The organism is Moorena sp. SIO4A5, from assembly GCF_010672005.1.
Lineage (GTDB): Bacteria > Cyanobacteriota > Cyanobacteriia > Cyanobacteriales > Coleofasciculaceae > Moorena.
Genome location: NZ_JAAHHZ010000385.1, coordinates 1 through 4,535 on the forward strand (window position 1 = coordinate 1; position 4,535 = coordinate 4,535).

The following is a 4,535-nucleotide window of genomic DNA, read 5'->3' on the forward strand; positions in this document are numbered from 1 at the left end:
CGGAGGCATAGCAGTTTTTACGTTGGTTTGTATGGTCAAACCTGGATGAATTTTAAGGATGTTTGTCTAAAATTAGTAACCGAATTAATGAAATTAAATCCTAATAAACGAAAGTATTATCAACGCGGTTTAAGGGCTAGGTCGCTTATAGAATCTGCGTTTTAGCTCATTTCGTCACCCCCTCAGCTTTCCTAACTGAGGATGGTTATTTTGGGCGGCATGAGATAGAAATAAATAATTTGAGCGAACAAAACCCTTAATACGTTCTTTTTCGCCTTTCAGCCCTCGCCCAAAATACCAATCATACTCCTGTTCTTCTGAACGATAGTTACGCTCAAACCAAGTTTGAGGACGTCCTTTGGGATACGCGATTAGCCACTCTTCGTACACCCGCTCTTGGTCTAAGGAAAATCCGTATTGGTAGCGAATATTATCCTCAATGAAAATAATTTCAAAACAGCTCGGCCTTTTCTGGCAGTCAGCATTTAAGCGAAATGGTTCGATATTCCATCTACTGCCAAGCTGCATGCCAGTGGCTGACTGAAGCACAATCCGACCCATGGTCTGGATTGCACGCACCAGATTGCTCTTCCCCGAAGCATTAGGACCGTAGACCACAGCGCTGGTGAGTAGGCGCAGAGACTTGACATTAGGCATCGGGAAACTATTGCTATTCCGCCCAGTTTTTTTATTAGATGCCACCATGCTCAAGGTCTGGCGCTCTCGAAATGAACGATAATTTTCTACGCTGAACTCAACTAGCATCACTAGGGTCTCCCATGCTTACTTAGGGATTATCCATTAATTTTGGTCAATGGTAAACAATGGTAAAGCCATGATTGAGTTGATTATAGGAAGCTAATTAGTAGATATGCGATTGACCGTAGGTCACGCTACGCGATGAAGCTTCGCTTCCGCTAAAAGCGATCGCATCTCTTCCTAGTAATACCAATTAAACCAAATATTGGTATACCTTAATCCCCTATATCACTGCCTTACATTACCAGTTTATCACCTTATGACCTGATTCCCGTATCCTCTGTAGCAAAAATAAATAAAATTATCATTATTGCTAGGCAAATATATCCATGATTGACTAACATTAATCCAGCTTGTAGGGTGGGCAAAAACTGTTGGATTATTCGGAATACTCTAAATTAGATTACTTGGCCCACCCTACTTTAATTGCTAAAAAGGAAGCTCATCATCCATTCCTAGTATAAGTTTATTCCCTGAATTGCTACGTAATTCAATAACACCTGCTATCAACTTCCAACAAGGGTCACCATCCTTTTGCCAATCACCAGGTCGCCAAGGCATACTCAGACTAACCGTAACCAAACACTGATTTTGTGGTCGATACCCTAACTCTAAATGCCTAACAAATACGGGATCAGTAATCGTAGCAGTCAATTCTTGTCCACAATCTGTTACCAGTGAACCTTCCCATTTTTCTACACCCTCATCTCTGATACCAATAGGTTGAACCAAGAACTCCACAGCTTTCACCAGTTGTAGTGTACATCGTTGCTCTACTGGTAATGACTGCAAGAAACTCACCGTTACATAGCGCTCATTATTATGGAGAATGTATTTTTCCCGGCTACAAAACTTATTCAGATATCCAGCAGGAACTTGTCCTACTCGTCGCCATTGTCCTGGTAATACCAAAAGATTTTCACACTCAAAGCCAAAGTCTGGTCCAGTTTTAGCCAAAGGAATATCTAAAATATCCAGTAACGTTGGTTCCCTTCCCGCAATCTGACGCATTGGTTTCGGAATGCGACCATCCGGTAAATCAGATACAGGACGAATCCATTGACATTTCAGAGAATTAATTCCAGCGATACATCTATCGCCATGCTTCCAGGAGTTAGCCAAGCAAATAATCTGAGTCATGCTGCTATCTAATCCCAAGTAAGGTTAGTTTAGACGTAAGCATTCAGCAGTCAGCGGTCAGCGGTCAGCAGTCAGTGGTCAGCGGTCAGTGGTCAGCCGTTGGCCTTTAGCACTTCAAGTAGCGTGCCCGAAGCGCATTAGCTGATAGCACCTTAAGTAGTGTGGCCATAAGCCTTTGGCTGAGAGCTGATAGCTGATAGCTGATCGCTGAGAACTGATCGCTGAGAGCTGATAGCTTACTGATGTTTTTCTATGGTCTTAGCAACGGGGATTTGGGATAAATCATAGGTGAACTATTTTTATAGTTCCCAATTTTTGACTCAGATATTCTGCTACTAAACGGCGATGACAGTTATGGGGAGTAGGTTCACTACACAGCAGACAGCTACCATCTAATAAGTCTAGTGATACCTTCTTTTCGATTTCACGCTCTGTAATTAATTGTAAGAACTGTTTTTCGTAGGTTTCCCAATCACCATTATTTTTTTTATAGGTATCTAGGATATCCTTGGTCGGAGCCAACTCTAGACGATGTATATAGTCAATATTCCCAATTTGCTGCAAAAAGTATTCAAAATCATTTTTTTTTGTGAAACCAGCTAATTGAGATTTATTATTCAGTCTCGTATCGATAACTCGCCTTACTCCAGCATTAATCAGAAGCTCAAAGAACTGTTGAGCACTCTTTTTAGTAAACCCAATTGTAAATAAATTAATAGTTGGATTCATATATAGCCTTTCTATTACTTATGAGGTACACTCATTTTTTTTCCCCCTACTCCCCACTCCCTACTCCCTACTCCCTACTCCCTACTCCCTACTTCCTACTCCCTACTCCCTACTCCCTACTCCCTACTCCCTACTCCCTACTCCCTTTGCTAGATAAGCAATAGTATCCCCTTGCCTATGATAAACTTCCTTAAGTCTATCCTCCCGAGAGCAATTCTCCCAGTTATCCATAGATGTCGGGTCATCAAATAGGGAAAGTTGCTTCGGTTGTTTGATTTGGGAATCACTTAACCCATGAGAGCTGAGCAACCTCTCTTCTAACTCCTGATGGGACTCTAAGCTGCCATCATTGAGAATATGATTAATCTCTAACTCGGATTTCACTAAATGTTGGCAGACTAAAATTGTCCGATGGCAAGTGATCGGGTCTTTTTCAGCACACATCAAGGCAATTTGGTACGTTTCAGCCCCTTGAATTACCCGTTTAAGACCCGCTGAAAACAGGTCAGTGGCGGCAATTTTTTCATATAACGCTTTACCACCAACATAACAACTGAGATCAGCCGGTCTTGCTCCCAACTCCTTACCCAGAAACACATAGCGAATTCCTGCCGACAATAGTTCAGCCTTGAGGGGGGCTTGACAAAAATGAGGTAAGTAACGGCTGTAAGGATGCGATCGCACATCAGCCACCGCCGTAATTCCGTGCTGCTTGAGTAAAGCAATAAAATCCTCAATACTGAGATTAGAATGACCAATAGTGAATAATTTTCCAGTATTACTACCAGTATTGCTAATTGTACTAATCATCCCCAAAAACATCCCTTATTGCCATTATTTGTGTCCTTTTAGGTCATCAACTAAATATCACTTTATCCGTTATACTAAGGTAAACTAGGTTCAAATTATAGCAATTATAATCATAAGTGAGGTACACAGGATTTTTTCCCGATTCCCGATTCCCGATTCCCGATTCCCGATTCCCGATTCCCGATTCCCGATTCCCGATTCCCGATTCCCGATTCCCGATTCCCTGCTCCCTAAAACCCAGAACTTTGTACCTGACCGAATTTAAAACCGCTGACAGCTGACAGCTGACAGCTGACAGCTTAATGCTTACTTCAATTCAAGTTAATTAGCTTGAAGACTAGGGGATTCCACTGGTATAAATGGAGTAACGTCAACTATCACTTTAAACGATTTACCTAGCTTAATGTTAACCGCATCTTCAAACCTCTTCACCTGTTCCGATGTAATCCGTTCTGTTGAACGCATAGCAATTTTGATTTCAGGAGGATTCTTTTTCCGATTGATCTTCCAAGTAGAAACTTCTCTACCTTTTTTCGTAAACAATGGACTCTTATTAATCAATTCCTGAACTGGCTCCTCAACTCTTCCTTGCTCAAGCACGTCCCAAAAGGTAAGTCCTAGGGGCACCACTAACACAGCAATCAGCACTAAAGAGAATCCCCAATTTAAAGACCGGCTCAGTTCAGTGCTCTGAGCATACCCGCTAAAGATATAAACGATCATACAAGCTAGGTTAATCCCAATCAGGTTAGTAATATAAAGGAGAAATGCGCCCTGACTCAAAGTCCATTCTCCCTGGGATAGGGTTAACCCAACCACACAAAGGGGAGGCATTAGGGCTACTGCAATTGCTGTCCCTGGTACCGCATCTTCTAAAGACGGGCGAATTTTAGAGAAACCACTAATTCCCCCGGCCACGATCGCAACCAGTAAATCAATTAGATTGGGTTTAGTTCTAGCTAAAACTTGGGCTCCAAATTCAGGGAATCCGATAACTGTACCAACCAACCAAGAACAACTTATACCGAGTACGGTGCCTACAGCAATAGAAACAAAACTACTCCGTAACAGTTGCCAATCTCCTTCCAAGGTAGCAA

General features: G+C 42.1%; 7 protein-coding genes and 1 pseudogene. 3 read left to right on the forward strand and 5 right to left on the reverse strand.

The genetic code is table 11. From position 1 onward, the window contains the following. Positions 1-165 (forward strand): annotated as a pseudogene (locus tag F6K57_RS37515) (IS4 family transposase); the annotation flags it as partial. A gap of 9 nt (positions 166-174) precedes the next feature. Here the strand turns inward: F6K57_RS37515 and F6K57_RS37520 are convergent. The 3 genes from F6K57_RS37520 to F6K57_RS37530 all read right to left on the reverse strand — a co-directional run bounded on the left by F6K57_RS37520 (position 175) and on the right by F6K57_RS37530 (position 2,628). Beyond that, complete coding sequence (locus F6K57_RS37520) at positions 175-765, reverse strand: AAA family ATPase (protein ID WP_293073439.1); 591 nt, start codon at positions 763-765, stop codon at positions 175-177. 423 nt (positions 766-1,188) lie between these two features. Next, positions 1,189-1,899, reverse strand: a complete 711-nt coding sequence (locus F6K57_RS37525; RefSeq protein ID WP_293073442.1) for a hypothetical protein — start codon at positions 1,897-1,899, stop codon at positions 1,189-1,191. A gap of 282 nt (positions 1,900-2,181) precedes the next feature. Next, positions 2,182-2,628, reverse strand: coding sequence for a DUF488 domain-containing protein (locus F6K57_RS37530; RefSeq protein WP_293073445.1), 447 nt, complete (start codon positions 2,626-2,628; stop codon positions 2,182-2,184). 20 nt (positions 2,629-2,648) lie between these two features. Here F6K57_RS37530 and F6K57_RS37535 point away from each other — a divergent pair, with 20 nt between their 5' ends. Further along, complete coding sequence (locus tag F6K57_RS37535) at positions 2,649-2,792, forward strand: hypothetical protein (protein WP_293073448.1); 144 nt, start codon at positions 2,649-2,651, stop codon at positions 2,790-2,792. Here F6K57_RS37535 and F6K57_RS37540 read toward each other — a convergent pair. Then, the gene (locus F6K57_RS37540) at positions 2,752-3,438 is read right to left on the reverse strand and encodes a DUF488 domain-containing protein (protein WP_293073451.1); all 687 of its coding nucleotides are present in this window, start codon (positions 3,436-3,438) and stop codon (positions 2,752-2,754) included. The two genes, F6K57_RS37535 and F6K57_RS37540, sit on opposite strands and share 41 nt — an antisense overlap. A gap of 116 nt (positions 3,439-3,554) precedes the next feature. On the opposite strand from F6K57_RS37540, the gene F6K57_RS37545 reads away from it, so the two are divergent. After that, positions 3,555-3,719, forward strand: coding sequence for a hypothetical protein (locus F6K57_RS37545; RefSeq protein WP_293053196.1), 165 nt, complete (start codon positions 3,555-3,557; stop codon positions 3,717-3,719). A 40-nt stretch (positions 3,720-3,759) separates the two neighbouring features. Here F6K57_RS37545 and F6K57_RS37550 read toward each other — a convergent pair. Then, positions 3,760-4,535, reverse strand: a 776-nt coding sequence (locus F6K57_RS37550; protein WP_293073454.1) for a DUF389 domain-containing protein, incomplete at its 5' end; no start/stop codon positions are given.

What these genes read in the sequence shown, in the direction of transcription:
- F6K57_RS37520 (WP_293073439.1), bottom strand. Translation starts at nt 765, where the DNA reads ATGCTAGTTGAGTTCAGCGTAGAAAATTATCGTTCATTTCGAGAGCGC.
- F6K57_RS37540 (WP_293073451.1), bottom strand. Translation starts at nt 3,438, where the DNA reads ATGATTAGTACAATTAGCAATACTGGTAGTAATACTGGAAAATTATTC.
- F6K57_RS37530 (WP_293073445.1), bottom strand. Translation starts at nt 2,628, where the DNA reads ATGAATCCAACTATTAATTTATTTACAATTGGGTTTACTAAAAAGAGT.
- F6K57_RS37535 (WP_293073448.1), top strand. Translation starts at nt 2,649, where the DNA reads ATGAGGTACACTCATTTTTTTTCCCCCTACTCCCCACTCCCTACTCCC.
- F6K57_RS37525 (WP_293073442.1), bottom strand. Translation starts at nt 1,899, where the DNA reads ATGACTCAGATTATTTGCTTGGCTAACTCCTGGAAGCATGGCGATAGA.